This window comes from Rhodococcus sp. I2R (genome assembly GCF_020889545.1).
GTDB lineage: Bacteria > Actinomycetota > Actinomycetes > Mycobacteriales > Mycobacteriaceae > Rhodococcoides.
The window spans coordinates 25670-52348 of record NZ_JAHUTG010000014.1; the positions used below are offsets into that span (position 1 = coordinate 25670).

The following is a 26679-nucleotide window of genomic DNA, read 5'->3' on the forward strand; positions in this document are numbered from 1 at the left end:
ATCACAAAGATATGCAGTGGCGCCGCTCACACGCCCAGCTGCGCGAGTGTGCGCCGAGCGGTCATCTCACCACGACGAGTGGGCGGGAGATCCAACCGGTTCAGGAGGGGCGCTACAGCTCCTGTTCGCGGTCTCGGCCCACGCCCAGGCGCTCCGGCGCGTGCAGTCGAGTGAAGATAGTCCCGACATCGGCGGGAACCGACGCCGCGGTGAGCTTGCTGACGAAAAACATCAACCCGAATGCCAGCGGAACGGACACCGCCGCCGGGTAGCCCAGGATCGTCGACGCCCATCCGCTGAGCCACGTTTCGGACACTCCGAACACCGACAACGACGCGGCGACGATCGACACCGAACCACCGCCGATCAACCCGGCAGCTGCGCCCGCCGCCGTCAACCCGCGCCACCAGATACCGAGCACGAGCAGCGGACAGAGCGTCGACGCCGCCACCGCGAATACCAATCCGACGGTCCGCGACAGGTCGAGCGAGGCGACCCCGACCGACAACGCGAGAGGCACGGCACCGCCGAGCACCGCCGCGATCCGGAAGTCCCGCACCCGGCCCCGCAGCACATCGGTGCTGAGCACTCCGGCGATGCTCACCAGCAAGCCGGAGGAGGTGGACAGGAACGCCGCGATCGCCCCCGCCGCGACGAGCGCCGCCAGGAGCTGACCGGGCAACCCGGACAACACCGAACCCGGCAACAGCAGCACCGCGGCGTCCGAGGTACCGGTGATGAGTAGCTGCGGCACATACAACCTGGCGAACACGCCGAGCAGTGTCGGAAACAGATAGAACAGCGCGAGTAGACCGAGGACCGTGAGCGAGGTCAGACGCGCGGCCCGACCGTCGGGATTGGTGTAGAAGCGCACCAGTACGTGGGGCAAGCCGAGCGTGCCGAGAAACGTCGCCAGAATCAACGAATACACCTGGTAGAGCGGATGCATGCCGCCGAGACCCCAACCCGGCTCCGCCCAGTCGCTGTCGGTGGTGGGCGCGCCCGCCACCACCGGCACCGGCGACCCGGCATCGAGAATCAGCGAGGTTCCCTCGGCGAGCTGGTGCGTGCCGTCACCCAGGACCAGCCGGCCGTCGACGCTGACTCCGTCGACCATTCCCGTCGCCGTGACTTCGATCGGAACCTCGACCTGAACCGACACGTCGGTGGTGATGTCCACCGTGGTCACACTGTCTACTGTGGGCGGCGCCGGGCTCCCTACTGCACGATCGTCGGCGAAGAAGTGCATCGCGAGAACGATCGCTGGGACCGCCACCGCGGTGAGCTTGAGCCAGTACTGGAAAGCTTGAACGAAGGTGATCGAGCGCATCCCACCGCCGACCACGTTGGCGATCACGATGAGTCCCACCACGGCGGCGCCCACCCACCCCGGAACACCGAGCAGGATGTTGAGCGTGAGCCCTGCGCCCTGAAACTGCGGCACCAGGTACAGCGCGCAGATGACCACGACGACGAGCATTGCGAGCTTGCGTAGCCTGCGTGAACCCAACCGGAACTCGGCGAAGTCCGGGACTGTGTAGGCGCCGCTGCGGCGCAGCGGCGCTGCCACGAACAGCAGCAGACCCAGGTAACCGGCGGTGAAGCCGATCGGATACCACAACGCGTCGGCACCGTACTTCGCTATCAGACCGGCGACACCGAGAAATGATGCGGCCGAAAGGTATTCGCCCGAAATGGCGGCGGCATTCCAGCGCGGTCCGACGGTGCGCGAGGCCACGAGGAAGTCCGAGGTCGTACGGGCGAAGCGCACCCCGTAGATCCCGATGGCGACGGTCGCGACTGCCGCGAGCAGAAGGGCGATCACCGTGACCACCGGAATGGATTGACCGTTCACTCGACGCGTATCTCCTGGTCTCGCACGAAGCCGGACTCCCGCTCATCGTGGCACAATTCGAACATGCGCCTACCGAGGATCAGCTGATGTCCATATCGGGGGCCGTCTAGTCGTCCATCAACTCGGTGAACTCGTGTTCGTTGCGCTCGGCCTTGCGTATGTACACCCAGCCGACGCCGAGCAGCAACGGGTAGACGACGATGCCGAGAATCAACCACGGCAACCGGATTCCGAAGACCGTGGCCTGAGAGTAGGCGGGAACCAGCAGCCCGACGAGTGGGATCGCAAAGAGAATGCACAACGTCAGAGCGGCGAGTCGAACCGATAGCCACAGTTGCGCTCGCACAAGACTGCGCACCAACACGTCGCCGACTTCGGTCTGCTCCTGCACTTCGACGCGCGTGCGGACCATCCGAGCACCGCGCCGCTCGGCGAGAATCACCCGCTGGCGCTGGGGCCTCGGACCGGTCACCGACTCGTCCATGTCTGCAATGGGCCTCGGACCAGCCGGTCCTTGAGTTCCCGGGTGTGCCTTCGGCTCACCGGCAACTCGACGGCGGGCAAGTCCCCGGCCGCGCGCAGGCACACCACCAGGCCCGATCCGACGCTTCTGATACCGGTCACCAACGACAACGACACCAGGTAAGAGCGGTGCACCCGCAGGAAACCGACGCCCGCCCATCGGCTTTCCAGCGCCGAGATCGGAATCCGCACGAGATGAGACCCGTTTGTGGTGTGCAGTCTGGCGTAGTCCCCCTCGGCCTCGACCCACCCGACGGAGGATCGCTGCACCAGCGTGGTGGTACCACCGAGCTCGACCGGAATGATCTCCTCCCCGCCTGCCGAGTCCTGGGCCTCGGCTCTGCGGCCGGCGACGATACGGCCGAGCGACTCGGCCAGCCGCTCCTCACGCAACGGTTTGAGCAGGTAATCGACGGCCCCCAGATCGAACGCGGCCACAGCTCGATCGTCGTGCGCCGTCACGAACACCACGGCAGGCGGACGCGCGAAATTGGCGAGAATTCCCGCCAGTTCCATACCGTCGAGACCGGGCATGTTGATGTCGAGGAACACTGCATCGATCGCTGGCGAGGACGGCCCCGGTTGCTGCTGCAACCGTCGGAGCGCGGTGGTCGCATCCGAGGCGGTGTTCACTTCGGTGACGGAATCCTGCCTGTTGAGCAGGTATGCGATCTCGTCGAGTGCCGGCTTCTCGTCGTCGACGGCGAGCACGACGAGGCCGGTGGGAGCTGGCGGGTCAGCAGACGGTGTCATGGGCGACCTCATCCTCTCATTCACGCTTGGGTCATGCGCGAATACCTGCTTTGAACTTCGGCACCCGCATGCTCACTTTCGTACCGGCACCAGGGGCGGTGTCGACGACGAGGCCGAAGTCGTTGCCGAACGCCGCGCGCAGCCGGTCATCGACGTTCGACAAACCGATATGGGCCGCTTCCTCCGCGTTCAGTGATCCCGAGCGCAATACCTCCGGGTCCATGCCCACGCCGTCGTCCTCGACGCTGATGAGACAGTCGGTGCCCTCGTCCGCGGCAACGATGGTGATCGTCCCGCCCCCTGATCTACCGGAGAGGCCGTGCTGCACTGCATTCTCCACGAGTGGTTGCAACGCCAGGAACGGCAGCGCGACGCCCAAGACCTCGGGCGCCACCTGCAGGGTCACTTGCAGGGAGTCGCCGAACCGCGCTCGCTCGAGCGTCAGGTAGCGATCGATATTGCGCAGTTCGTCGGCCAGCACCGTGAATTCTCCTGCGGTGCGGAACGAGTATCGGGTGAAGTCGGCGAACTCGAGCACCAGCTCGCGGGCCCGGTCCGGGTCGGTCCGCACGAACGACGCGATGGTTCCGAGCGCGTTGTAGATGAAATGGGGGCTGATCTGTGCCCGCAACGCCCGCACCTCGGCCCGATCCAAACGGGCTCGGGAGGCATCGAGTTCGGCGAGCTCGATCTGACCGCACGCGTACCGCGCGACCTCGGTGATGGCACCGAGCATGCCGGGACCGGGAACGTGCGTCGTGACGGCCCCGAACACACCGACGACACCGACGCCCTCGATCATCAACGGTTGCGCGATCAAGGCCCGCACCGAGTCGTCTGCACCGAGCGGGTGGGCCAGCAGTACCCGTCGTTCTCCATCGATCGCCCGTCGCGCGGTCAGCCGGAACTGCTCGATCAGTTCCTCGTGCTGCCCGTTCCAGGTCAGCAGTGTGGCGTCGGCGTCGCTCACCCCGAGGGCGTCGGCACCCATCAATGCCCGCAGATGCGGCGCTGCCTCGGCCGCGGACTGTGCGTCCAGGCCCGTACGCAGCGGTCGAGCCGCCAGCGACGCGGTGTGCAGCGTCGCGTGCACCGCGCGTTCCTCGGGCGTGGTCAAGGCTCTGCGTCCGCGAAGACTGATGACGGCGATCGCCACGATTGCGACGGCCATGATCACCGCAAACCACATGAGGGCATAGGTCACGGCGATTGTCTCCGGCAGGCGCGGCCGCTACGCATCATCGCTCACCCTCCCTGACATGTGTCGCGCGTGGGCAGTCCCGCGAATCGTTCGCCGATCCACCGGACACCGTCCGACGTCGCGAGCTGATCCGAGTGCCCCTGCTCCGGTGCCCGAGAAAACTCGACGATGTCACCCATCGAGCATGCCCGGGCGACGGCATCCTGTGTCCATTTCGGATCGATCAACTGGTCGCGTCCTCCGACGATCACCAGCAGCGGCACCGTGGTCGACCTTCGTGGAAGCGATACCGACCGCAACCAGTCCGCCATCTCGACCCGCGCGGCCTCGGTTGCCGGCGCCGCGTCGGCGGGAGTCAAGCGCGTCGCCGCCTCGGCTTTTTGTACACCGAGCAGATCCGTGCACGCAGTGAGCGCGCGTCTTTCGGCCTCCAGTGCGCCACGGACGTACGCCGACCTGGTGACCTCGGGGCGCTCGAACTGCAGACCGTCCACGAGAAAGGGAGTCAACAACATCTGTGGGAGCGTCATCGAACTGCCCGCATCGAACATCGGCGACAGGTTCAGCACCGGCGACAACGCGGCGCTGCCGACGAGGTCGAGTCCGTCGCCGTAGTCGCCGCGCTCGGCAGCCGCCCACACTGCCTGTCCTCCTTGCGAATTGCCGATCGCTGCCCACCGGGTGCCGGCGGACGGGACGACGTTTCTCGCCGCGCGCACCGCGTCGATCACGTTGTGGGCCGCGGCATCGGGATCGAGATACGGGTGTGAGCCGGGCGTTCCGATTCCCTCGTAATCGGTGACAGCGACCACCATTCCACGTTCGAGGAAGGGAGCCACCGTCCCGATGGTGCCGAGCAGGTTGGGGTAGAGCGATGGCGCGCATTCGTCGGTGACGCCGGTGGTTCCGTGCGCAACGGAGACGATCGGCCAACCCCCCTCGGGCGGATCACCTTTCGGGATGAACACGACCCCGGACACCTCGGTGCCCGCATCGCCGGCACCCGAGGTGGATCGATACACCACGTGAACGGCCTCGGCCCCGAAGTAGCGCACAGCGAAGTCCGTGTGCCCCATCGTCATCTGCGAGACGAGCGATCCACGTTCCTCGCCCACCGGCGCTGGCGCCCAAGTCGTGATCGCCGCAGGAGCGGCCTGGGACACAGGCTCGGCGCTGCAGGCCCCAAGGGTTCCCACCAGCGCCAACGCGAGTACTACCTTCCGCATCATTGCCTCCAGCGTTCGAGTCGAGCCTCGGCCGCCGCCTCTTCGACATCCAAGCCGTCGAGGACGGCACGCAGAACCTCGTCGTCGAGGTCACCGTCATCTCTGGCCTTGACCAGGGCAGCCCGCTGCGCGACGAGGACGTTGCGACGCAGCGTGTCGAACATCGTTCCGGCAGCGGCGAACCGCTCCTCACGGTCCTCGGTCTCGTCGGCGTCCAACCGGGCGCGGACCGACCGTCGGACGCGCTCGAGAACTGCCTCCACCGCCTCACGATCCGCTCCCGGTAGGCCGGCATACGCGGTTTCGGTCAGATACTGCTCGGCCGCCGACCGAGAGATCGCCCGCGCCAACGCCTGCTGTTTCTCCGTCTGCTGCTGCTCGAGCGGGTCCGCGACGTCGAGCCTTCGGATCAGCATCGGCAGCGTCAAACCCTGGATCAGCAGTGTCCCCACGGCGACGACGAATGCAACGGCTTGAATGACTGCACGGCCGGGGAACGCCTCACCTGTAACGGTCACCAGTGGCACACCGGAGGCGGCAGCGAGTGTGACCACCCCCCGCATACCAGCCCACGACAGCACGAGATTCTGGCGCCAGGTCAACCCGACAGCGTCGGTGTCCTCGGTTCTGCGCCGGCGCAGCAGGGCGCGAAGCGCAGTCCGGCCGCCGGTGTTGGCGAAGATCCAGGTCGGACGCACGAGGATCACGACGCCGAGAACAAGCACCGAGTAGGCGAAAACATGCAGCACCGGCAGTCCGTCGCTCTCGACCTGCTCGATGACCGATTTCAGTTGCAGGCCCATGTAGGCGAAGACGAACGCCTCGAGCACCAGGTCCATCAGCGGCCAGACCTGACGTTCCTGAATACGTGTGGTCACCGCAACGTCTGCGGTGACCCGCCCGAGGACGAAGCCCGCGGTGACCACGGCCAGTACACCGGAGGCGTGAATTTCCTCGGCCGCAAGGTATGCCGCGAAGGGAAGAACCAGGCCGAGAACGGTTTCGAGTGCGGAGTCCGAGATTCGGGCCCGCACGAACCGGACGATGCGAGCGAGTATCAATCCGACGAGTACGCCCCCGACGATCTCGTAGGCGAAAAACAGTACGGGCGAGTCGATCTCGATTCGCTTGCCCGTCACCGATGCCACCGCGAGGGTGAACAGGGTCAACGCGGCCGCGTCGTTGACGAGGCTTTCACCGGTGAGGATCGACATCATGCGGGCGGGCAGACCGAGTTTGCGACCGACTGCCACCGCAGCCACGGCGTCGGGAGGTGCGACGACGGCGCCGAGGACCAGCGCGGCACCGAGGGTGAACTCGGGCACGAGCCAGTCCGCGAACCATCCGACCACGAAAGTCGTCACCACCACCATGACGACGCCGAGGCGCAGAATGTGGCGGAGGTTCTTTCGGAAGCTGACGAACGAGAAATCCAGGGCCGCCGAGTAGAGCAGCGGGGGAAGTACCACCCCGAGGATGAGTTCGGGCGAGAGCGTCACCTGTGGGACGCCCGGAATGAACGACGCGACCGACCCGACCGTCACGAGAACCAGCGGGACCTGCAGGTTCAGACGCTTCGCGAAGCCGGCCACCGCGACAGCGGCGATGACGACGAGAAGCAGTGTCGGTCCGTCCACAGCTAGATCATGCCGCGTCGCCGTCCGACCTACTTGTCGGGTATCGCCTTCTTGACGGCATCCTGCACCTTGTCGACCTTGTCGGCGTACTTGCCGCCGGTCTTGTCATCGACGAAGTCGCCCGCCTTCTCGACGGCGTCCTCGATCTTGTCCGAGTTCTCGGCGGCAGCCTGCTTGCCCTTGTCGACGAGACCCTTGAGGTTGTCCGAAAATCCCATCATCGCTCCATCTCGTAGGCGGTTGAATCCGGCTCACCAGAGCGTACCCGGCTCCGGAGCTCGGCTCTCTTCTGCAGCGCGCCGTTGATCAGCCAGGCGGCCTCGACGGCGACGATCCCGACCGCGCCCACGACGAACGCAGTGGTGGTGAGTGCGACGTTGGACGGATCGAGCTTGAAGAACGTGCGGCAGAACGGAATCGTGAACAGCACCAAATACCCGAGAACGGACCCGGCGATCAACGCGATCTTCCACCACACGTAGGGCCGTGCGACGAGCGCGAGAACCCACACCGCGATCACGATCAGCGTGATCAATGCGGTCGTACTGGCCTGGGTCACCTGCGTCTCGGTGGCGTTCGGCCCCTCGTACGCGATGAGGTAGGAGGTGAACGTCGCGACACCGATGACGATTCCCGACGGCACCGCCAGGCGCATGACCCGCGGCACGAAACCGCTTCGAGCTCGCTCGTGGTTGGGCGCGAGGGACAGGATGAAGGCCGGGATGCCGATGGTGAACCAGGCGGCGATGGTCACGTGGCGCGGCAGGAAGGGATACGGCAGCGGTTCGGTGTCGAAAAGCTGTGAGAGCACACCGGATGCGCCGATCAGGAACGCCAGCAACACCGAGTACACGGTCTTGGTCAAGAACAGGTTGGAGACGCGCTCGATGTTGCCGATGACGCGTCGACCTTCGCCGACCACGTACGGAAGCGTCGCAAACTTGTTGTCCAGCAGCACGATCTGCGCGACCGCACGAGTCGCGGGGCTGCCCGAACCCATGGCGACGCCGATATCGGCGTCTTTGAGGGCGAGCACGTCGTTGACACCGTCGCCGGTCATCGCGACGGTGTGACCGCGTCCTTGCAGCGCACCGACCATTCGGCGCTTCTGATCGGGCCGCACTCGCCCGAACGTCGTGGACTTTTCGACGATGTCGGCCAGGCCGTCCTCGTCGTCCTCCGGCAATTCGCGGGCGTCGATCGGCTGACCCGGCAGGCCCAGTGACGCCGCCACCGCGCCGACGGAGACGGCGTTGTCGCCGGAGATGACCTTGACCGTCACCGACTGGCTCGCGAAGTATTCGAGCGTCTCGCGGGCGTCGGCGCGCACTTTCTGTTCGAGGACCACCAGTGCGCGCGGTGTCACGACACCGGGGGCGTCGTTGTCGTCGACGGGGAGATCGCTGCTGGCGAGGAGCAGCACGCGCAAACCGGCCGAGCCGACCTGTTCGGCCGCACGGGCGATATCAGATTCGGGATCGAGCAGAACGTCGGACGCGCCGAGCAACCAGTTTCCGTGCTCGCCGTAGGACAGCCCACTCCACTTCTTGGCCGAGGAGAACGGCGCGACGGCGCTCTGAGTCCAACCCGGATCATCATCGAAGGCTTCGGCGATGGCAAGGACGCTTGCGTTCGGTCGCGGATCGTCGTGGGCCAGTGCGGCAAGCACGGACCCCAGCAGTCCTGCTTCTCCTTCGGAGACGACGCGCAGCTCCTTCAGGCGCATCCCGTTCTCGGTGAGGGTGCCGGTCTTGTCGGCGCAGACGACGTCGACTCGGGCGAGCCCCTCGATGGCGGGCAGTTCCTGCACGAGGCACTGGCGGTGGCCGAGTCGGACGATGCCGACCGCGAACGCGATGGACGTCATCAGCACCAGCCCCTCGGGGACCATCGGCACCAGTGCCGCGACCATTCCGCTCAGGGCCGGGCCGAGCGACTGGCCGCTGGAGAAGAGCTGGTTGTAAATGATCAGCGCGCCCGCGGGCACCATCAGATACGTGATGAACTTCAATATCTTGTCGATGCCGCTGCGCAGCTCGGAGTGCACCAGCGTGAACTTGCTGGCCTCCTCGGCGAGCCGTGCGGCATAGGCCTCGCGGCCGACCTTGGTCGCCCGGTAGGCCCCGCTGCCGGCGACCACGAAACTGCCGGACAGCACCTGCGCGTCCACTGTCTTGTGCACCGCGTCGGCTTCTCCGGTCAACAGCGATTCGTCGATCTCGAGGCTCGCGCCCTCCACGACCTCGCCGTCGACGACGATCTGGTCTCCCGGGCCGAGTTCGATGATGTCGCCGAGTACCACTTCGTCGGGGGCTACCGCGCGGGCGGTGCCGTCGCGACGCACCACCGGCTTGCTCTGCCCGACGATCGCGAGCTTGTCGAGCGTTCGCTTGGCGCGGATCTCCTGGATGATGCCGATACCGCTGTTGGCGATGATCAGGAGCCCGAACATGCCGTCGATGACAGACCCCGTCGCCAGCACGATGACAAGCAACACGCCGAGAATTGCGTTGATGCGGGTGAACACGTTGCCTCGGACGATGTCGCGCACCGATCGGCTGGCACGAGCGGGGACGTCGTTGGACTTCCCCTCGGACCGGAGGCGTACGACGTCTTTTTCGGAAAGCCCACCCTCGTGGTGTGCGTCCGTCTCGATCGACATGGCGGTAAGCCTAGGCGCAAACGCTCAGCCGAGTCGTGCCCACCACCGATCGCCTGCGAAGCCGTGTGAGACGTCGAGACGCTGCCCGGGAATGGGCACCGCCGTCGTGACCGATGCCTGTTCGGCCGCGGCTTCGAGTCGCAGAATCGGCTCGGACCACGGGTGGAATGCCAGGTTGAAAGTGGCCCAGTGCACCGGCACCAGAACACCACCGCCCAGATCGCCGTGCGCGCGCACGGCCTCCTCAGGGTTCATGTGAATGTCCGCCCAGCGCGGATCGTAGGCGCCGACCGGCAGCAGAGTCAGGTCGAAGGGCCCGTATTTTGCCCCGATCTCGGCGAACTTGACGGTGTAGCCGGTGTCACCGCCGAAGAACACGCGGTGTTTCGGTCCGGCGAAAGCCCAGGACGCCCACTGCGTCAGGTCGCGCCGCAGTCCTCGTCCGGAGAAGTGGCGCGCCTCGGTGCAGGTGATGGTGATACCGGCAATCTCGGTCTGCTCGTCCCAGTCGAGTTCGATGATGCGATCCTCGGGGACCTTCCAGTGCCGCAGGTGCGCGCCGATGCCGATCGGCACCACGAACGGAGCATTCTGCAAACCGGCGAGCCGCTGAATGGTCGCCTTGTCGAGATGGTCGTAGTGATCGTGGGAGATGACGATCGCATCGACCTTCGGCAGCCCATCCAGCGAGATCGGGGTGGGGTGGAGTCTGGCCGGGCCGACGGTCTTCGAGGGCGAGACGCGGTGGCTCCAGACCGGATCGGCGAGCACTCGGCGGCCGTCGATCTCCACGAGGACCGAGGAGTGGCCGTACCAGGTCACTGCCGACTCGCCCGCGTCGACGGGCGCCACCGGAGGCGCCAGTGGGATGGGCTGCTGCGGTCGGCCCGTGGCACCGCGCCGCATCAACGAGAGCAGAATCGACTCCCCGTCGCTGGCGCTGAAACTCGCACTCGGCTCCGTGTTGTGGAACCGTCGGCCGCGATAGCGCGGCGAACCAGCCGCGTACGGCGCGATGGACTGCGTGCGAGCACCGATTTGCGACGGCAGGCCCCAGGCCGCCCGGGCCAACCAGGTGGCGCCGGCGAAGGCCGCGGCGACCGGCACGATCTTGTTGTTCTTCACCATTTCCACATTAGGTGAGCGGGGCGCCGTGCGTCGGCTCGTGCGGACGCGGGCACAATCGAGTTGCGTCCCGACGCCCTTTGTAAAATAACTGCGACGGTTTTGCTCTAGAAGGAGATCGCACACACTCATGACCACCGAACAGCGGGAATTCCAGGCCGAGACGCGCCAGCTCTTGGACCTGATGGTTCACTCCATCTACTCCAACAAGGACAGCTTTCTCCGCGAGCTGGTGTCCAACTCGTCGGACGCCCTCGACAAGCTGCGGCTCGAGTCGTACCGAGACAAGGATCTCGACGTCGACGTCTCCGACCTCCACATCGAATTCGAGATCGACAAACAAGCACGCACCCTCACCATCCGTGACAACGGCATCGGTATGACGCGCGAGGAGGTCATCGACCTCATCGGCACGCTGGCCAAGTCCGGCACGGCCGAGGTGCGCAAGAAGCTCAAGGAAGCGAAGGACGCGGCGGCGTCCGAGGAACTCATCGGTCAGTTCGGCATCGGCTTCTACTCCACCTTCATGGTGGCGGACAAGGTCACGCTGCTCACCCGCAAGGCGGGCGAGAGCACGGCGACGCGATGGGAGTCCACGGGCGAGGGCACCTACGAGATCTCCGACGTCGACGGCGCGGCGCAGGGCACCTCGGTGACACTGCACCTCAAACCGACCGACGAGGAGGACCACCTCTACGACTACGCGTCGGAATCGAAGATCAAGCAGCTCGTCAAGAAGTACTCCGATTTCATCTCGTGGCCCATCCGGATCGACGTCGAGAAGAGGGTGAAAGCGGAGGAGGAAGGCGCCGAGGACACCGTCACCATCGAGACCGAGACGATCAACTCGCAGAAGGCGCTGTGGACCCGCCCCAAGGACGAAGTGTCCGAGGAGGAGTACAAGGAGTTCTACAAGCACGTCAGCCACGCCTGGGACGAGCCGCTCGAGGTCATCCCGTTCCGGGCCGAGGGCACTTTCGAATACCAGGCGCTGCTGTTCATTCCCTCGCAGGCGCCGTTCGACCTGTTCATGCGCGAGGGCAAGACCGGCGTGCACCTGTACGTCAAGCGTGTGTTCATCATGGACGACTGCGAAGAACTCATGCCGGAGTACTTGCGCTTCGTCAAGGGCGTTGTCGACGCGCAGGACCTCTCGCTGAACGTCTCACGCGAGATTCTGCAGCAGGACAGGCAGATCCGCGCGATCCGTCGCCGCCTGACTCGCAAGGTGCTCTCGACGATCAAGGAAATGCAGAGCGAGCACGCCGAGAAGTACAGCACGCTGTGGTCGCAGTTCGGCACGGTCCTCAAGGAGGGCCTGATCTCCGACGCCGACAACCGCGAAACCCTTTTGGGCATTTCGTCGTTCGCGTCCACGCACTCGGAGGAGGGCGTGACCACCCTCGCCGCGTACGTCGACCGGATGAAGGACGGCCAGGAGCAGATCTACTACATGACGGGCGAATCTCGTCAGCAGATCGAGAGCTCACCGCACATGGAGGCGTTCAAAGCTCGCGGCCTCGAGGTCCTGCTGCTGACCGATTCGGTCGATGAGGTGTGGGTCGGCAACGTCCCGGACTTCGACGGCAAGCCCTTCCAGTCCATCTCCAAGGGCGAGGTCGACCTCGACACCGAGGAGGAGAAGAAGGAAGCCGAGGGCAAGCGCGAGGAGCAGGACAAGGAGTTCGAGGACCTGCTGAAGTGGATGAGTGAAACGCTGTCCGAGGACGTGAAGGAAGTACGCCTGTCCTCGCGGCTGACCACCTCACCCGCGTGTGTCGTCGGCGACGAGTTCAGCTTCTCCCCGCAGCTCGAGAAGATGTACAAGGCGTCGGGACAGTTCATCCCCACCTCCAAGCGCATCCTCGAACTCAACCCGAATCATGAGTTGGTGACGGGGCTGAAGAAGGCGCGCGAGGATCGCAGCGAGGATGCCTCGCTGGCCGAGACAGCCGAATTGCTCTATGCAACTGCTCTTCTCGCCGAGGGCACCGAGCTCAAGGATCCAGCGAAGTTCTCGCGCCTGCTCGCGGATCGGCTGACCAGGACCGTGTAGGCAGCTTCGCTGCATGTGCGTGGAAATACATAGTGGGGCACGTATTTCCGCTCACATGCGCCGGAGGCGCACAACGAGAAGGAGTGCAACAATGACCGAACCAGTGCTGGTCGAACGCCGGGGCGACGTCGTCGTGTGGACGTTGAACAACCCAGAGGCCCGCAATCCGATCTCCGAGGCCGAGACCATAGACGCGCTCGAAGCGGCTGTGGCCGAGGTCGATCGAGACGACAGCGTGCGGGTCGCCGTACTGACCGGCGCTGGTTCGGCATTCTCCTCCGGGGGCAATGTCAAGCACATGCGCGACAAAGAGGGCATGTTCGCCGGCACCCCCGCCGAACTGAGAGAGGGTTATCGACGCGGCATCCAACGCATCCCGAAAGCCCTGTACCACTGCGCAGTTCCGACCATCGCTGCGGTCAACGGTCCGGCCGTCGGCGCGGGCTGCGACCTGGCGCTGATGTGCGATCTTCGCATCGCCTCGACGACGGCGAAGTTCGCCGAGAGCTTCGTCAAGGTCGGCATCATTCCCGGCGACGGTGGCGCGTGGCTACTCCCTCGGGCAGTCGGCATGGCGCGAGCGAGTGAGATGGCATTCACCGGCGAAGCGATCGACGCGGCGACAGCCCTGGAGTGGGGTCTGGTCTCACAGGTCGTCGAACCGAGCGAGCTGCTCGGCGCGGCACACACATTGGCGTCGAGAGTCGCCGCGAACCCGCCGCAGGTGCTGCGGATGACCAAGAAGCTGCTGCGCGAGGGCCAGCACCAGTCTCTGGAGAGCCTGCTGGAGCTGTCCGCGGCGTACCAGGCGATCGCGCACACCACCTCCGACCACACCGAGGCCGTCGACGCGATGCTGGCGAAACGAAGCCCCGAGTTCGGCGGGCGCTGACAGGCGCTGACGCACATGTGAGCGGAAATACGTGCCCCACTATGCATTTCCACTCACATGCGGCGAAGCCGCCTCACCGACCCGTGAACTTCGGCTTCCGCTTCTCGTTCCGCGCCCGCCGAGCTTCCTTCATGTCCTCACTCGTCCAGGCCGCACCGAAGGCCGACCACTGCTCCGGCGTCGGCTCGTCGCGGGTGCCGTCGTCGTTGAAGACGAGTTTGAGGTGCCGCAGCGCGAGCGGCGCAAGTTCGGTGATCGAGGACGCCCATTGCTGCGCGATCGCCAGATCGCCGCGCTTGTTGGCCAGGCCGCTGGCGTAGGCCCGGTCGGCGTCGAGCCGCTCGCCGCCCAGCAGGATGGTGCGGGCGACGCTCCCGCCCGCAAGGGACGCGAGCCGCTTGATGGTCCAGTTGTTGACGGCGATGCCCAGGCGGGTCGACGGGATTTCGAAAAATGCGCCATCGGCGACGACGCGTAGGTCGCTGGCGATGGCAAGTTGGGTTCCGGCCCCGACAGCCGGGCCGTTGACGGCTGCGACGACGGGGATGGGAGCCGCCTCGATGGCCCTGAGCATGGACTCGAGCGCCTCGGGGAACTCCTCCGGGAACTGATCCCCCTCGAGGTCCGCGCCGGCGCAGAAGCTCGAGCCCTGCCCGGTGATCACGATGACGCGCGCGTCGGCGGCGACTGCACTGACGATCGCGTCGCGCAGCGCGACGCACAGCGCCGTGTCGAGAGCGTTGCGACGTTCGGGTCGCTGTAGTTCCAAGGTCACGACGTCGCCGTCACGGGTCTGTTCGATCATGTCGCTAGAGGTTACCCATCGCCCAGCGCACCGCAGTCCCGCGGGCTGATGTACTGGTGGATGTGATCTTCACTGATGTGGCAGTAATCGGTGCCGGGCAGGCAGGCCTGTCGGCCGGCTATCACCTCCGGAAGGCTGGGCGCTCTCCCGGCGACGGGTTCGTGATGCTCGACCGGTCCCCCGGCCCGGGCGGTGCCTGGCAGTACCGGTGGCCGTCACTGACGCTGAGGACGGTCAACGGCGTTCACGATCTACCCGGGATGGCGTTCGCCGACACCCTCACGGGCGCTTCTCCCGACAAAGTCACCGCTGCCGAGGCCGTGCCGCGCTACTACCGCGCGTACGAGGAAAAGTTCGACCTACAGGTCCAGCGCCCGGTGACGGTCACCGTGGTGTGTGACCGCGAGCCGAGGTTTCGGGTGGAGGCGGGCGAGACCGTCCTCTCAGCACGCGGACTGATCAACGCGACGGGGACCTGGGAGAAGCCGTTCATCCCGCACTACCAGGGCGCCGAGACGTTCCGCGGGCAACAACTGCACACCAAGGACTATTCGACGCCGGACGCGTTCACCGGCAAGCACGTCGTTGTCGTCGGCGGCGGCATCTCCGCTGTGCAGCTGCTCGACGAGATCTCCCAGGTCACCTCGACCACGTGGGTCACCCGTCGCGAACCCGTCTTTCGCGATTCCGAGTTCGGGCCCGAGGCCGGCCGCGCTGCCGTCGCGATGGTCGAGGAGCGTGTTCGGAGTGGGTTGCCGCCGGGTTCGGTCGTATCGGTCACCGGATTGTTGCTGACCGACTCGTTGCGGGCCGCGCGCGATCGCGGTGCATTGCAGCGGCTGCCGATGTTCTCGCACATCGTCCCGGACGGCGTCGCCTGGGCCGACGGATCGACAGTGCGCGCCGATGTGATCCTGTGGGCGACGGGGTTTCGGAGCGCGCTCGATCACTTGGCGCCGCTGCGCCTGCGCGGACACGGCGGCGGCATCGTCATGGACGGAAGGCTCGCGACTCGGGTGGCGGCGGACCACCGCGTGCACCTGCTCGGGTACGGGCCGTCGGCGAGCACGATCGGCGCCAACCGCGCTGGGCGGGCGGCAGTGAGCGAGCTGCTGGAAACCCTGAGGATCCGGTAACGATTTCAAGCATTTCGCCCAATCCTGCACCCGGTGTCGGTTACCTTTCTTGATATCTCCTACACATGAGATGGCCTGCCGTGGACGCGTTGCCTCGCAGGGTGATGCGCTGCGCGAGCGCTGTTCTCGCCACACGAGGAACAAGGAAGTTCGCTCATGGGAAAGCTCGACGGAAAAGTTGCATTCATCACCGGAGCCGCGCGCGGACAGGGACGCAGTCACGCCCTGAAATTGGCGCAGGAAGGTGCCGACATCATCGCCGTCGATCTGTGCCGACAGGTCGACAGCGTCGTCTACCCGCTCGCCACCGAGGCCGATCTCGCCGAAACGGTAGCGCAGGTCGAAGCGCTCGACCGCCGGATCGTTGCCTCGACGGCCGACGTACGCGACACCGCCCAGCTGACGAAGGCCGTCGACGACGGGGTGGCCGAACTCGGCCGTCTCGACATCGTCCTCGCCAACGCAGGCATCGCGAGTTTCGCACCGATCGAGGAACTCACCGACGAGGCCTGGGACGACATGATCGGCATCAACCTCACGGGTGTGTTCAAGACGGTGCGCGCCGCAGCGCCCCATCTCAAGGCCGGCGGCCGAGGCGGTGCCATCGTCCTGACCAGTTCGACGGCAGGCATCAAGGGACTGGCGAACCTGGCGCACTACGTGGCCGCCAAACACGGCGTCGTCGGATTGGTCAAGACGCTGGCAAACGAACTGGCGCCGTTCTCGATTCGGGTGAACTCTGTTCATCCCACCGCCGTCGATACCGATATGATCCACAACACCGCGACCTACTCGATGTTCATGCCGGACAAGCCGAGTCCCACCCGCGCGGACGCCGCCGAGGCGTTCAAGACACTCAACGCGCTTCCCATCGAATGGGTCGAGTCCATCGACATCTCCAACGCCATCGCGTTCCTGGTCTCCGACGAGGCCCGGTACATCACCGGCGTGCAGCTACCCGTCGACGCAGGTTCGGTGATCAAATGACCGTCGACACGCTTCCCGCCTGCTGCACCAACACATGACAGCGGTGCTGTCGATCGCCGACGTGCGCCGTCGGGTCGCGGCTCGCGTCGTCGGTAGGGATCGCGAACTCGACCTATTACTGGCGGCGGTCGCAGCCGGGCGGGACCTGCTGATCGAGGGTCCGCCGGGCACCAGCAAGAGCACGCTGCTCGGGGCCATCACCGCCGAGTGGGGTATTCCCATGCTCTTCGTCGAAGGAAACGCCGATCTCACTCCGGCTCGTATCGTCGGGCATCACAACCCTTCTCGCGTGCTTCGGGAGGATTACAGCGAGGACAACTTCGTCCCGGGGCCCCTAGTCGAGGCGATGCGCAGCGGCGGATTTCTGTACGTCGAAGAGTTCAACCGCGCCCCCGAGGACACGTTGAACACGCTGTTGACCGCTATGGCCGAGCGGCGCATCGCGATACCCCGCGTCGGGACGGTGACGGCCGCGCCGACCTTTCGAGTGATCGCGTCGATGAACCCATACGACAACGTCGGCACCAGCCGGTTGTCCACCAGCGTGCACGACCGGCTGTGCCGCCTCGCCGTCGGCTATCAGGATGCCGCAGCCGAACGGGGCATCGTCGCGCTTCGAACCGAATCGGACTCGGCGCGGGTGATCGCCGATGCGGTCGCGATCACGCGGGCCACTCGCGAACACGAGGACATCACCCAAGGCAGCAGCGTTCGCGGCGCAATAGACCTCACTCTGGTGGCCGGCCGGCTCGCCGAACTACGCGAGGTCACCATCCCCGTCGTCGCCGATATCGACCCTCCGCGCGATCTTCCCGAGGATTACCGACGGGTGATGCTCGACGCCGTGCTCGTCGCCCTGTCCGGGCGCATCCACGTCGACGAGACGTCCGATGCCACCCCCGAGCGGATCCTGCACGAGATCTGGGAGGACCACTTCGTCCTTCGACCGGCCGCCGCTGCGCCTGGTTGAAGAGCCGTCGTCGCCGATTCTCCGGTCCGAAAGCCGGGCAGCACGACGGCGTCGCGCACGCTGAAACCGTTGCGCCGCAGACCCAAGACACTCACCGAAGCACCCATCCTGTTCGAGCCGGGTGGCGGTGGTTCGGTTCTGATCGGCGGCGACCGCAGCAGGTCCGGCCCGGCAGGTGGCGAGCACAATCCGTCGGCAACCGGGTTCACCGAGGAGAGCGCCGCGGTGATCTCGCTCCGTGATACCGCCGAGGAGGATTCGGCAGCCGACGCCGCCACACGGGCCCGCGCCCGGGCGATCGCAGCGCGCATGGCACTACGGCGACCCCGCCGCGATCCCCGGGCACGCCGCGGTGTCGGCGCCCTGACCTCCCTGCGATACCGAGACGGATCCGACGAGATCGACTTGGACCGGACCATCGACGTGCTCGCGGCCAACCCGATGCCCGAGGACGCCGACATCGTCGTACGCGAACGTGTCCTGAGCAAGAGGTCCGTGGTACTCGTCGTCGACATCTCAGGGTCGATGAAAGGTGAACGCGTCCGCACTGCGGCAGCGGCCGTCGGCGCACTCGCGGGGGGACTTGACCGCGACGATCTCGCGGTTCTCGCCTTCTGGTCGGATGCTGCGGTTCTGGCCCACTTCGGCGACTCGACGACCCCGCTCGCACTTCTCGACACGGTGCTGAGCATCCCCGCGCGCGGGTTGACCAACGTGCACTTCGCCCTCGACACGGCCGCGGGCCTACTGCGCGGGGTGTCCTCGCCTGATCGACGGGTGCTGCTGCTCTCCGATTGCGTGCACAACGCCGGCCCCGATCCGCGCGGCGTCGCCGCAACGATTCCCCGACTCGACGTGCTGCTCGACATCTCCGGTGAGCAGGACCTCGAGCTGGGACGCGACCTCGCACGACTCGGACGTGGCCGCATCAGGACGGTCCGCACCTACCGCGACGTCGGGCCGGCGTTGACGTCGTTCTTTCAGAGGTGAGGAGGTTCAGAGGTGAAAAGGTTATTCGCCCAACTCGTCGACGACGAATTTCGCCAGCGAACCCAGCCGAGCCCGCTCCGGCATACGCGTCGGCACACCCAAGGCATCGAGTGGCGCCGAGGTGACCGGCCCGACGCAGATGGCGGCGACCGGGCCACGCAGGGCCTCGAGGAACTCGTCGAGCAAGCCGTTGTCCTTGGCGGTCGACAGAAGCGAGGCGACGGCAGGAGCGCTGGTGAAGGTGACTGCGTCGACCTCGTGGTCGAGGATCCTGGCCAGCAGATCGATCAACGGCTGCTGATCGGACGGACGGATCCATCGGTACACAGGGATTTCCCGGACGTCGGCGCCGAGGCGGGCCAGCGATTGTGCCAGGTGGATCGTCGGCTCCCACTCGGTGATGGTGCCGTGCAGCTGCACGGCCACGTCTACGCCCACGATTCCCTCGGCTTCGAGATGATCGGCGACTTCCTGGGACGCTTCGGTGGCGGGGGACCACACTTCTCGTAGCCCCGACCCACGGATCGCTCCCCGCGCCTTGGGGCCCCGCGCAATGATGCGCGAGGCCCCGAGGGCAGCGAGGAGTTCCGTTCGGTTGCCCCACCCTTCTGCGGCGTCGAGCCAGCCCCGGAAGCCGACGCCGGTGCTGATCACCACCAGCTCCGGGGGCTCGTCGATGATGCCGGCGGTCTTTTCCTGCAACACCGAATCATCGAGCAGCGGTAGGACGTGAATGGCGGGCACGTGAATCGTCTCGGCGCCGCGGCGCTCGAGCAGCGTCGCGAACTCCTCCGCACGTCGCTCGGCGGTCAGCGCTATCGTCTTGCCCTTCAGCGGTCCCATGCGGCTCAGACTAGTGCTAGTGGGACTTTTCGGGCCTAGCTGCTGAACTTGTCCGGATCTGGGCCGGTTCGGCCGTCCGGGGTGTCCAGTGCGTTGATCTGCTGGATCTCGTCATTGCTGAGCGCGAAGCCGAAGACATCGAAGTTGCTCGCGATGCGCTCAGGCGTGACGGACTTCGGGATCACGACGTTGCCGAGTTGAATGTGCCACCGCAGAATCACCTGAGCAGGCGTCACACCGTGGGCCTCGGCGATCGGTGCGAAAGCCGGATCGTCGAGCACGGTGCCGGAACCGAGTGGGCTCCACGCCTCGGTGGCGATCGCGTGCGCGGTGTGAAAGGCCCGCAGTTCCTCCTGGATGAGGCGCGGATGCAGCTCGATCTGATTCACCGCGGGGGTCTCACCGACCGCATCGATCAGCTTCTCGAGCGTCGGGATGGTGAAGTTGGAGACGCCGATGGAGCCGATGCGGCCGTCGGACTTCAGCTTCTGGAACGCCTTGAATGTGTCGATGTACTTGCCGCGGTCGAGCTGCTGCCAGTGGATGAGGTACAGATCGAGGTAGTCGAGGCCGAGTCGTTCCATACTGGCGTCGAACGCCTTCAAGGTCGAGTCGTAGCCCTGGTCGTCGTTCCATAGCTTGGTGGTGATGAACAGCTCGTCACGGGCAATGCCCGACTCGGCGATCGCCTTGCCAGTGCCGGTCTCGTTCTCGTACACCTTCGCGGTGTCGATGCTGCGGTAGCCGACTTTCAGCGCCTCGGACACTGCGGCCTGGGCGCCGTCGTCGGGAACCTGCCACACACCGAACCCGAGCTGGGGAATCGCGTGCCCGTCGTTGAGCACGATTGTCGGAACAGTACTGGTCTCGGCTGAAAACGTCATACATATTGCAACTGCCGGGCGGGCGGCTGTGTTCCCGACCTGTCTTGGATACTTCAGATGTGACTGCGACGCTCCGAATCGACGACCTTGCTGCATTTCACGGCGATCGCACCCTGTTCTCCGGGCTCGACCTCACTGTCACTGAAGGTGACGTGATCGGTCTCGTCGGCGCCAACGGCGCGGGAAAATCGACGCTGTTGACGCTGCTGGCCGGGGTGGGGACTGCAGATTGGGAGGGTGAGATCCACACCAGCCCGCCCGACGCCACCGTCGGCTATCTCGCGCAGGAACCCGAGCGGCTGGCCGGGGAATCGGTTCTCGCGTTCGTCGGCCGACGAACCGGAGTCACCGCCGCGGAACAGGCGATGAACGAGGCGGCCGAGGCACTGGGCGGCGAGGACGGTGAGGACCGCTACACCCCTGCCCTCGAACGCTGGCTCGCACTCGGCGGGGCCGATCTTCAGGAGCGGACCGCGAAAGTGCTGGCCGAGCTGGGCTTGGATGTCGACGGCAGTGCTTTGATGTCGACGCTGTCCGGAGGACAGGCCGCGCGCGCAGGCTTGGCGGCCATCTTGCTCGCCAGGTACGACATCCTGCTGCTCGACGAGCCAACCAACGATCTCGATCTCGCGGGCCTGGAGCAGCTGGAACGGTTCGTCGTCGATACCCGTGCCGCCATCGTGGTGGTGAGCCACGACCGCGAGTTCCTGGCTCGGACGGTCACCGGCATCGTCGAGTTGGATCGCGCACAGCATCGGATCGACGTGTACGACGGCAGCTACGAGTCGTACCTCGCCGAGCGTGAGATCGCTCGCGAGCATGCCCGCGAGAAATACGACGAGTTCGCCGATACCAAGGCCTCGCTGGAGACTCGTGCGCAGATGCAGCGCAACTGGATGGAATCCGGTGTCCGCAATGCTCGCCGCAAGGCGACCGACAACGACAAGATCGCCCGCAAGACCCGCGCGGAATCGACCGAGAAGCAGGCCGCGAAGGCCCGTCAGACCCAGCGCAGGATCGAACGCCTCGAGGTGGTCGAGGAGCCGCGCAAGGAGTGGGAGCTGCGGATGGTGATCGCTGCCGCGCCGCGCAGTGGAACGGTCGTCGCGACGGCGAGCGGCGCCGTGGTTCGGCGCGAGGGCTTCACGTTCGGCCCCGTCACGACGGCGATCGAGTGGGGCGATCGCATTCTGATCACCGGTCCGAACGGATCCGGTAAGACGACGTTGCTCTCGGTATTGCTGGGCAGGCTCAGCTCGGACGAGGGATCTGCCTCACTGGGATCCGGAGTTGCCGTCGGTGAAATCGACCAGGCACGAGCATATTTCGTGGGCTCGGACACCGTATCGGAGGCGCTCGGTGCCGCGGTTCCCGAGTGGCCCGACGCCGAGGTCCGCACGCTGCTGGCCAAGTTCGGCCTGCGCGGCGACGACGCACTACGGCCGGCGTCGTCCCTCTCACCCGGCGAGCGGACCCGTGCGGCGCTGGCATTGCTTCAGGCTCGCGGCGTGAACCTCCTCGTGCTGGACGAGCCGACCAACCATCTCGATCTGCCCGCGATCGAGCAACTCGAGCGGGCGATGGAGAACTTTGAGGGCACCCTGTTGCTGGTGACGCACGATCGCCGAATGCTCGACACGGTCCGAAGCACGAGGCACTGGACGATGACGGATGGGCAACTGAACGAGCTGTGAGACGCAGTGAAATCGGGTGCAGCCAGCCGCGCCAGGCGCGGTCAGCTGCACCCGATTCGCTTCGAATTCTTGGTTCAGCTCAGCAGAATCTCGTCTACCTCAGCGGAAGGGTGCATCGGTAGTCCGTGATGCGTGGCGTTGTCGAGGATCACCGTTCTCGCTGTCGGCAAAACGGTGCGCACTGCCGACGCGATGCGAGCGGCGTTGTGCACCTTGCCCTTACCTGCCAGCACCACTGTGGTTTCGACACCGAAGTTCTCGAATGCAGCGGGCTTGGGCCGCGCGGGAACGACGGTCTTCGCCGTCGGGACATCTGCGGCTCCGAGCGCGAGCACGTCGAGCCAGTCGGGATCCAATGCCAGGCCACCGGTCTCCCACCGCACGAATCGTCGTTGCCGTGTGTCGTTGGGAGAAAGCAGAATCGGGATGGCGTGCAGCAGGTACCGCGGACTCATGGAACCGAAGCAAGCATTGGGATCGAGCAGCGTGAGCGCGTCGACGCGACCTGGATTGCGAAGCGCGTAGGCCAGGGCGATCATCGCGCCGTAGGAATGCCCGCACAGCGCCGCCGTGAACACATGCAACCCATCCAGCACGGCCGTCACCCAGTTCAGCAACTCGTCCACGGAGTCGATGGACCGCACACCGGGAACGCTGCGTCCGACGTCGCCCATCGGATCAACCGCGTACACCCGATAGCGCTGTGAGAGCGCGGCCACGTTGGCGAACCACACGGTGGACGTCGCACCGGCCCCCGGCAGCAGCACCAGCGCGGGGGCATCGACGGGTCCACAGGCGTTGATCCGGGTGGTCCCGTGCACCGTGTTCACGTCGATGGCCTCGACATCTGCCGGCCACTTCTGCAGCACTCGGTCGTAGGCAGAGAAGAACTCGTCGAGCGTCATCGCATCCCCCATTCTCTCGATGATCGAGATAGTAGACAATAGAGAGACCTTACGTCCAGCATCGCCCGAGGGATCAACACATGACCGAACCTGACTCCACCGAACTCGTCGCCGTGCATCGATTGCGCGCATTGACCGTCGAGCTCGATCTGCTCGGCGCAGACTTCGCCCAGAAGCACTCGCTTCACCCGACAGACATTCGCGCGCTGATCTGCCTGCTGGACGCCGACCGAGCTGGAACGCGCGCCACGCCGGGCTGGCTCGGCGGACAGCTGGGCCTGGAATCCGCGTCGGTCACGGCACTGATAGATCGAATGACCAAGCGAGACTTGGTATCACGTGAACACGACCAAAACGACCGCCGACGAGTACTCCTACAGGTCACCGCACATGCAGCCGAACTCGGTACCACATTCTTCGGCCCCGTCATCGACCGCGCCGTCAACGAACTCGCGCGTTTCACACCCGAGCAGCGCGCCACGATCGACGAATTCCTGACGGCCATGCATGCAGTGGTCGCGGCGACTCGCGAACAACAGAACCCCTAGACGCATCGACAATTCTGTTACTACCGGTTGACACATCGTTGGGTTTATACAACACTTTGTTCCATGAGCCCCGTCAAGCGTGGCAACACGCTCCCGATCTACAACCGGGTGGGAGTTCTGCGAGCCGAACGAAAAATGAGCCGCGCGCAACTGGCCGAACTGATCGAGGTGAACCCACAGACAGTGGGCGCACTGGAACGAGGTGACCACTACCCCAGCCTCGACCTTGCGATGCGAATCTGCGACGTCTTCGACCTCCCCGTCGAGGCAGTGTTCTCGCGACAAGAACTCGGACCACTCTCCGCCGAACTCTTTCGAAGGGAGAAGAACGCATGAACACCTCCGACTCGAACGTTCTCACCCGATACCAGGCCTACCGAACCCGGCGCTTCATCGAGAACGACGCGAAAACCCGCCACTGGCTTCCGAAATGGCGTACGCAGCGCCGAAGACGCATGCTTGCTATCGCAGTGGCGGCCACCCTGATCATCCTGTTGATCATTTCGATCTGTTCCTTGTTTCTCGAATGGGTACCGATTGCTTGGTTTCCGGCCACCGCACTGTTTCTTGTTCTGTGGACGATGCTGCAGACGGTGTCCGGGCGACACAGCGATGCTCCGACGGGAGCCCTGGATGAGTGGGAAGTGCAGCAGCGCAACGAGGCTCGATCCATCGGGCTCACCATCACACAGGGAACGGTGCTGGCCGCGATTGTCCCGTTGATCTTTCTGTCGACGACGATCGACAACGAGAACCTCGCCTATGCGGGAGCGTCCTGGACTCTCACGGCGCTGCTGGCCGGAATCTGCTCACCCGCAATGATTCTCGCTTGGATCACCCCCGACCCCGATCCCGAAGACCTCTGACGCTCGAAGAATTCTGACACTCGAAGAGAAGGGCACCATGAGCACTCTCACGATCGACAACATCTCCAAGAGATACGGCGACACCATCGCCCTCGACTCGCTCAGTTTCGATGTACGGCCCGGTGAACTGTTCGGCTTCGTCGGCAGCAACGGAGCCGGCAAGACCACCACCATGCGCATCACCCTCGGAGTGCTGTCGGCCGACTCGGGCCAGGTACTGCTCGGCGGCAAACCCGTCGACCTCGATGTGCGCCGCACCATCGGCTACATGCCGGAGGAACGCGGCCTCTACCCCAAGATGAAGGTCGGACCCCAGCTGGAATACCTGGCGCAGTTGCACGGCCTGTCCAAGTCCGACTCCGAATCCGCGGTACAGCGATGGACCGAAAGGCTCGGCATCTCCGCCAGACTGAACGACACCGTCGACGCATTGAGCCTGGGCAATCAGCAGCGTGTGCAGCTTGCGGCAGCACTCGTGCACGACCCGGCCGTGCTGGTGCTCGACGAACCCTTCTCCGGCCTCGACCCGGTCGCCGTCGACGTGATGAGCGAGGTGCTGCGCGAGAAGGCCGCCTCCGGTGTCCCCGTCATCTTCTCGAGCCACCAACTGGATCTGGTGCAGCGACTGTGCGACCGCGTCGGCATCATCGCCGCCGGTTCGATGAAGGCAGTCGGAACCGTCGACGAACTGCGCGGCAGCGGGAATGCGCAGCTCGAAGTACACGCGCCGGCTGCCACACCGGGATGGGCCGACGGTATCCCCGGAGTCGAGACGGTCGACCACTCACACGGCACAACCCTCCTCAGCATCAAGCCGGGCACCGACGACCAGGCCATTCTCCACGCCGCTCTGGCAACCGGACCGGTCCACGAATTCTCGACGCACAAACCATCCTTGAGCGATCTGTTCCGAGAGGCGGTCGAAGCATGAACCACAACGTCAGCTCCAGCAGAGCCATCGGATTGATCGCCCGACGCGAGTTCACCGTGCAGGTGATGAAGAAGAGCTTCGTCATCAGCAACATCATCATCCTGGCCGCCATCATCGGCGGAATCGTCGCCTACTCCATCTTCTCCGGCGGCGGCGAGGACCGCGACGCCATCGGAGTCGTGGGCGATCAGTCCATCGCCGCCGTACTGCAGGCGAACGGAGACGCCATCGGCTATCCCGTGGAGGTCCGCGAGATCGCGGACGCGGCGGCCGCACGCGCGGACGTCGAATCCGGTGATCTCGCAGTAGCTCTCGTACCAGGTGGTTCAGGCGCCTACACCGCCATCACCGACTCCGAACTGATCGGAGCCCTGCGGGCCGTTGTCGAGGGCAGTGTGCAAACGCAGGCCACCGACGGCGCACTCGCCGCCCAAGACGTCGACCAGGCGGCTCTGGCGGCGGCAACGGCGAACGCGACAGTCACCGTCACCGCGATCGATCCGCCGGATCCGGAGGCCGGCCAGCGCGTTGCGCTGTCTCTGGCCGCGGTGTTCATTCTCTACGCCCAGATCATCGGCTTCGGCATGTATGTCGCCATGGGTGTCGTGGAGGAGAAGTCCTCGCGCGTCGTCGAACTGCTGCTCTCGACGGTTCGGCCGCTGCAACTGCTATGGGGCAAGATTCTCGGCATCGGGGCGGTCGGCATCCTGCAACTCGCACTGTACGGCGTGGCCGGTGTCGGGGCCGGCTTGGCGACCGGAGTCCTGACCGTCACCGGTACTGCCATCAGCGTGTTCGTCGGCACCCTCGGTTGGTTCGTGCTCGGCTTCGCATTCTTCGCGGTGCTCTACGCCGCCGGCGGGTCGATGGTTTCCCGCCAGGAGGACGTCAACTCGACGACGATGCCGCTGCTTGTGTTGATCATGGCGATGTTCTTCGCGGCGTTCTACTCGGTCGGCGATCCGGAGAGCACCCTGAGCAACGTGCTCAGCTGGATACCCCCGTTCTCCGCCGTCATGATGCCGTTGCGCATCGCAGCGGGAGTGGCACCGCTCTACCAGATCGTCGGGACCGTCCTGATCATGGCCGCGACCACCGCAGCGCTCGCCGTCGTCGCAGCGAAGATCTACCAGCGCTCCATCCTGAGGATCGGTAAGACCGTCACGTGGAAGGAAGCGTTCGCTCGCTAAG

General features: G+C 65.4%; 24 protein-coding genes and 1 pseudogene. 12 read left to right on the forward strand and 13 right to left on the reverse strand.

All coding sequences use genetic code 11. From position 1 onward, the window contains the following. Positions 1–112 precede the first annotated feature (112 nt). From KVY23_RS15755 to KVY23_RS15795, 9 genes are all read right to left on the reverse strand, one after another. Positions 113–1855 carry a cation acetate symporter gene (locus KVY23_RS15755; protein WP_075837321.1) on the reverse strand — a complete coding sequence of 581 codons (1743 nt, stop codon included), beginning with the start codon at positions 1853–1855 and terminating at the stop codon, positions 113–115. Between the two features lie 106 nt (positions 1856–1961). Beyond that, the gene (locus tag KVY23_RS15760; RefSeq protein ID WP_230557375.1) at positions 1962–2339 is read right to left on the reverse strand and encodes a hypothetical protein; all 378 of its coding nucleotides are present in this window, start codon (positions 2337–2339) and stop codon (positions 1962–1964) included. Next, positions 2324–3130, reverse strand: coding sequence for a LytTR family DNA-binding domain-containing protein (locus KVY23_RS15765; protein ID WP_230557376.1), 807 nt, complete (start codon positions 3128–3130; stop codon positions 2324–2326). The genes KVY23_RS15760 and KVY23_RS15765 overlap by 16 nt, the downstream gene beginning before the upstream one ends. A gap of 31 nt (positions 3131–3161) precedes the next feature. Continuing rightward, positions 3162–4319, reverse strand: coding sequence for a sensor histidine kinase (locus KVY23_RS15770; protein ID WP_206511121.1), 1158 nt, complete (start codon positions 4317–4319; stop codon positions 3162–3164). 56 nt (positions 4320–4375) lie between these two features. After that, positions 4376–5560 (reverse strand): lipase family protein, encoded by a 1185-nt coding sequence (locus KVY23_RS15775; protein WP_230557377.1) that lies wholly within the window; start codon positions 5558–5560, stop codon positions 4376–4378. Next, positions 5557–7194, reverse strand: coding sequence for a Na+/H+ antiporter (locus KVY23_RS15780; RefSeq protein ID WP_230557378.1), 1638 nt, complete (start codon positions 7192–7194; stop codon positions 5557–5559). The genes KVY23_RS15775 and KVY23_RS15780 overlap by 4 nt, the downstream gene beginning before the upstream one ends. A 29-nt stretch (positions 7195–7223) precedes the next feature. Then, positions 7224–7412, reverse strand: coding sequence for an antitoxin (locus KVY23_RS15785; protein ID WP_075837324.1), 189 nt, complete (start codon positions 7410–7412; stop codon positions 7224–7226). After that, on the reverse strand, positions 7412–9856 hold the full coding sequence (locus KVY23_RS15790; RefSeq protein WP_230557379.1) for an HAD-IC family P-type ATPase: 2445 nt from the start codon (positions 9854–9856) through the stop codon (positions 7412–7414). Before KVY23_RS15790 ends, KVY23_RS15785 begins: the two co-directional genes overlap by 1 nt. A 24-nt stretch (positions 9857–9880) precedes the next feature. After that, positions 9881–10981, reverse strand: coding sequence for an MBL fold metallo-hydrolase (locus KVY23_RS15795; protein ID WP_230557380.1), 1101 nt, complete (start codon positions 10979–10981; stop codon positions 9881–9883). A gap of 130 nt (positions 10982–11111) precedes the next feature. On the opposite strand from KVY23_RS15795, the gene htpG reads away from it, so the two are divergent. Beyond that, the gene (gene htpG / locus KVY23_RS15800) at positions 11112–13037 is read left to right on the forward strand and encodes a molecular chaperone HtpG (protein WP_230557381.1); all 1926 of its coding nucleotides are present in this window, start codon (positions 11112–11114) and stop codon (positions 13035–13037) included. Positions 13038–13128: 91 nt separating this feature from the next. After that, on the forward strand, positions 13129–13929 hold the full coding sequence (locus KVY23_RS15805) for a crotonase/enoyl-CoA hydratase family protein (RefSeq protein ID WP_075837327.1): 801 nt from the start codon (positions 13129–13131) through the stop codon (positions 13927–13929). A gap of 73 nt (positions 13930–14002) precedes the next feature. On the opposite strand, the gene KVY23_RS15810 is transcribed toward KVY23_RS15805, so the two are convergent. Beyond that, positions 14003–14734: an enoyl-CoA hydratase gene (locus KVY23_RS15810; RefSeq protein ID WP_206510897.1), complete on the reverse strand. Its 732-nt coding sequence runs from the start codon at positions 14732–14734 to the stop codon at positions 14003–14005. A gap of 56 nt (positions 14735–14790) precedes the next feature. Here KVY23_RS15810 and KVY23_RS15815 point away from each other — a divergent pair, with 56 nt between their 5' ends. From KVY23_RS15815 to KVY23_RS15830, 4 genes and pseudogenes are all read left to right on the forward strand, one after another. Next, entirely contained in the window at positions 14791–15870 is a 1080-nt protein-coding gene (locus KVY23_RS15815; RefSeq protein ID WP_230557382.1) for an NAD(P)-binding domain-containing protein, read from the forward strand. Between the two features lie 156 nt (positions 15871–16026). Continuing rightward, complete coding sequence (locus KVY23_RS15820; protein WP_230557383.1) at positions 16027–16857, forward strand: mycofactocin-coupled SDR family oxidoreductase; 831 nt, start codon at positions 16027–16029, stop codon at positions 16855–16857. 16 nt (positions 16858–16873) lie between these two features. Then, a pseudogene (locus KVY23_RS15825) lies at positions 16874–17827 on the forward strand (AAA family ATPase); the annotation flags it as partial. A 69-nt stretch (positions 17828–17896) separates the two neighbouring features. Beyond that, the gene (locus KVY23_RS15830) at positions 17897–18817 is read left to right on the forward strand and encodes a VWA domain-containing protein (RefSeq protein ID WP_230557385.1); all 921 of its coding nucleotides are present in this window, start codon (positions 17897–17899) and stop codon (positions 18815–18817) included. Positions 18818–18838: 21 nt separating this feature from the next. Here the strand turns inward: KVY23_RS15830 and KVY23_RS15835 are convergent, their stop codons facing one another. Together KVY23_RS15835 and KVY23_RS15840 are read right to left on the reverse strand one after the other, a co-directional pair. Next, positions 18839–19660 carry a uroporphyrinogen-III synthase gene (locus KVY23_RS15835; protein ID WP_230557386.1) on the reverse strand — a complete coding sequence of 274 codons (822 nt, stop codon included), beginning with the start codon at positions 19658–19660 and terminating at the stop codon, positions 18839–18841. A gap of 35 nt (positions 19661–19695) precedes the next feature. Then, the gene (locus KVY23_RS15840) at positions 19696–20544 is read right to left on the reverse strand and encodes an aldo/keto reductase (protein WP_206510900.1); all 849 of its coding nucleotides are present in this window, start codon (positions 20542–20544) and stop codon (positions 19696–19698) included. A gap of 59 nt (positions 20545–20603) precedes the next feature. On the opposite strand from KVY23_RS15840, the gene KVY23_RS15845 reads away from it, so the two are divergent. Beyond that, entirely contained in the window at positions 20604–22238 is a 1635-nt protein-coding gene (locus tag KVY23_RS15845; protein ID WP_230557387.1) for an ABC-F family ATP-binding cassette domain-containing protein, read from the forward strand. A gap of 74 nt (positions 22239–22312) precedes the next feature. On the opposite strand, the gene KVY23_RS15850 is transcribed toward KVY23_RS15845, so the two are convergent. After that, positions 22313–23143 (reverse strand): alpha/beta fold hydrolase, encoded by an 831-nt coding sequence (locus tag KVY23_RS15850; protein WP_230557434.1) that lies wholly within the window; start codon positions 23141–23143, stop codon positions 22313–22315. A gap of 80 nt (positions 23144–23223) precedes the next feature. Here KVY23_RS15850 and KVY23_RS15855 point away from each other — a divergent pair, with 80 nt between their 5' ends. The 5 genes from KVY23_RS15855 to KVY23_RS15875 all read left to right on the forward strand — a co-directional run bounded on the left by KVY23_RS15855 (position 23224) and on the right by KVY23_RS15875 (position 26678). Further along, positions 23224–23691: a MarR family winged helix-turn-helix transcriptional regulator gene (locus tag KVY23_RS15855; protein WP_230557388.1), complete on the forward strand. Its 468-nt coding sequence runs from the start codon at positions 23224–23226 to the stop codon at positions 23689–23691. A gap of 63 nt (positions 23692–23754) precedes the next feature. Beyond that, positions 23755–24027 carry a helix-turn-helix transcriptional regulator gene (locus KVY23_RS15860; protein WP_075837333.1) on the forward strand — a complete coding sequence of 91 codons (273 nt, stop codon included), beginning with the start codon at positions 23755–23757 and terminating at the stop codon, positions 24025–24027. Beyond that, positions 24024–24557, forward strand: coding sequence for a hypothetical protein (locus tag KVY23_RS15865; RefSeq protein ID WP_230557389.1), 534 nt, complete (start codon positions 24024–24026; stop codon positions 24555–24557). The genes KVY23_RS15860 and KVY23_RS15865 overlap by 4 nt, the downstream gene beginning before the upstream one ends. Before the next feature lie 37 nt (positions 24558–24594). Continuing rightward, a complete protein-coding gene (locus KVY23_RS15870) occupies positions 24595–25488 on the forward strand; it encodes an ABC transporter ATP-binding protein (RefSeq protein WP_206510905.1) in 894 nt (297 codons plus the stop codon). Then, positions 25485–26678, forward strand: a complete 1194-nt coding sequence (locus KVY23_RS15875; RefSeq protein ID WP_206510906.1) for an ABC transporter permease — start codon at positions 25485–25487, stop codon at positions 26676–26678. Before KVY23_RS15870 ends, KVY23_RS15875 begins: the two co-directional genes overlap by 4 nt. Position 26679: the final 1 nt, after the last annotated feature.

Bases quoted from the DNA above. Each gene is read 5' to 3' on its own strand.
- KVY23_RS15760 (WP_230557375.1), bottom strand. From the start codon at position 2,339: ATGGACGAGTCGGTGACCGGTCCGAGGCCCCAGCGCCAGCGGGTGATT.
- KVY23_RS15765 (WP_230557376.1), bottom strand. From the start codon at position 3,130: ATGACACCGTCTGCTGACCCGCCAGCTCCCACCGGCCTCGTCGTGCTC.
- KVY23_RS15770 (WP_206511121.1), bottom strand. From the start codon at position 4,319: ATGTGGTTTGCGGTGATCATGGCCGTCGCAATCGTGGCGATCGCCGTC.
- KVY23_RS15775 (WP_230557377.1), bottom strand. From the start codon at position 5,560: ATGATGCGGAAGGTAGTACTCGCGTTGGCGCTGGTGGGAACCCTTGGG.
- KVY23_RS15785 (WP_075837324.1), bottom strand. From the start codon at position 7,412: ATGGGATTTTCGGACAACCTCAAGGGTCTCGTCGACAAGGGCAAGCAG.
- KVY23_RS15790 (WP_230557379.1), bottom strand. From the start codon at position 9,856: ATGTCGATCGAGACGGACGCACACCACGAGGGTGGGCTTTCCGAAAAA.
- htpG (WP_230557381.1), top strand. From the start codon at position 11,112: ATGACCACCGAACAGCGGGAATTCCAGGCCGAGACGCGCCAGCTCTTG.
- KVY23_RS15805 (WP_075837327.1), top strand. From the start codon at position 13,129: ATGACCGAACCAGTGCTGGTCGAACGCCGGGGCGACGTCGTCGTGTGG.
- KVY23_RS15810 (WP_206510897.1), bottom strand. From the start codon at position 14,734: ATGATCGAACAGACCCGTGACGGCGACGTCGTGACCTTGGAACTACAG.
- KVY23_RS15820 (WP_230557383.1), top strand. From the start codon at position 16,027: ATGGGAAAGCTCGACGGAAAAGTTGCATTCATCACCGGAGCCGCGCGC.
- KVY23_RS15835 (WP_230557386.1), bottom strand. From the start codon at position 19,660: ATGGGACCGCTGAAGGGCAAGACGATAGCGCTGACCGCCGAGCGACGT.
- KVY23_RS15840 (WP_206510900.1), bottom strand. From the start codon at position 20,544: ATGACGTTTTCAGCCGAGACCAGTACTGTTCCGACAATCGTGCTCAAC.
- KVY23_RS15850 (WP_230557434.1), bottom strand. From the start codon at position 23,143: ATGACGCTCGACGAGTTCTTCTCTGCCTACGACCGAGTGCTGCAGAAG.
- KVY23_RS15855 (WP_230557388.1), top strand. From the start codon at position 23,224: ATGACCGAACCTGACTCCACCGAACTCGTCGCCGTGCATCGATTGCGC.
- KVY23_RS15860 (WP_075837333.1), top strand. From the start codon at position 23,755: ATGAGCCCCGTCAAGCGTGGCAACACGCTCCCGATCTACAACCGGGTG.
- KVY23_RS15865 (WP_230557389.1), top strand. From the start codon at position 24,024: ATGAACACCTCCGACTCGAACGTTCTCACCCGATACCAGGCCTACCGA.
- KVY23_RS15870 (WP_206510905.1), top strand. From the start codon at position 24,595: ATGAGCACTCTCACGATCGACAACATCTCCAAGAGATACGGCGACACC.
- KVY23_RS15875 (WP_206510906.1), top strand. From the start codon at position 25,485: ATGAACCACAACGTCAGCTCCAGCAGAGCCATCGGATTGATCGCCCGA.